Annotated in this window: 1 pseudogene; it reads right to left on the reverse strand. The window is 46.5% G+C overall.

Annotated features, from left to right (window positions below):
- Positions 1-123 precede the first annotated feature (123 nt).
- Positions 124-1268 (reverse strand): annotated as a pseudogene (locus tag G7034_RS09100) (FISUMP domain-containing protein); the annotation flags it as partial.

Genomic DNA, 1268 nt, shown 5'->3' on the forward strand with positions numbered 1-1268 from the left:
CAAAGCTGATTTCCATCTAGTATAAAACATCCCATAGGTAATTTCTTATTTTTTATCATTTCTCACTCTTTACGCTTCACATCTCATAACTCACTTCTTTATTCTTTGTACTTAATACTATTCTTAATCCTTAATACAACGGACGGAGTACCCGATCGCTCGGTCGTTGGTGTACATGCCGGCCTCGTCGCTATCGAAGTAGAGGAGGAGCGAATTGGCGCTGCTAACCGTACTGCTCCAATAGAGGCCGCTGGTATTGACATTGTTGAGCGAACCATTGGTGTCGATGCGGTTGCCCGCCATGGGCAAAGCAAGCGTTGAGTCAAATGCATCTGTAGCATTGCTCCAGTTACCTTCGTCTATTTCGACTTGCCATTCTGCTGCTGTTGGTACTCTAAACCCTGCAGGACAAGGGTTATTGGTACCGTTTACACCTTGCCATAAATTATCTACCCCAGATACAGAGGGATTTACCCAATTATTATCACCGCTATTTCGCGTAATAAATTGACCATCCCAAGCATTTCCTGATGCATTAAAATTAGCTACACCATCTGAACCAGTTTCTACAGCAGTATATTTTGTTGAGTTTCTATCTTCATGCCCATCTGCTGCTCTTCCCCATTGGTAGAGGTCGCCGTAACTAGCTGTATCGGTGCTAGAAGTAGCCACTTGGCTAGCACCTAAATTGCGGTCCATCCAAACCTTATTATTAGCGCCAATTACTGTTGGTGGTGCAACAGTTCTTTCTAAACTACAAGTCTGTCCGCCAATGTTAATGGCAAACGAAGCCGTGCCATCACTTGCAGGTGTGCCAGCTATGGTGTAGGTTAAGCTTCCTGCGCCAGTGGCTAAAGTTCCTGGGGCTAGTGTAGCAGTAAGCCCCGTAACACCAGTAGAATTAACCGTTTGTCCAGAATGATTTAAACCGTTACCGCCGGTGTAGTCTATCACAGTAGTTACACCAGCTGCTGCTTCTCCATCTGTAAGCGTACCGTTGTTGGTTGCATTTGCGCAGTCCAAGGAAGCTACGAACGGAGGATAAGTAGCACCGCTGCATCCGTCATACCAACCGTTATTATCGTACCATTGCAAGCAGTTTTCGTCGGTATTGTAAATCACCAACCCCTCCGCAGGGTTGCTTATGGCATCGCGCTCGGCTTCCGTCATCCTTGGTGGCAAAAGACCTTTATCGGTTGCTTCTAGCTCTAAAATAGCTGAGGCATCGGGATTGGTGGTTCCTATTCCCACTTGGGCGTTGGCGGTGT

This window comes from Psychroflexus maritimus (assembly GCF_011089875.1).
In the GTDB taxonomy this organism is placed as follows: Bacteria; Bacteroidota; Bacteroidia; order Flavobacteriales; family Flavobacteriaceae; genus Psychroflexus; species Psychroflexus maritimus.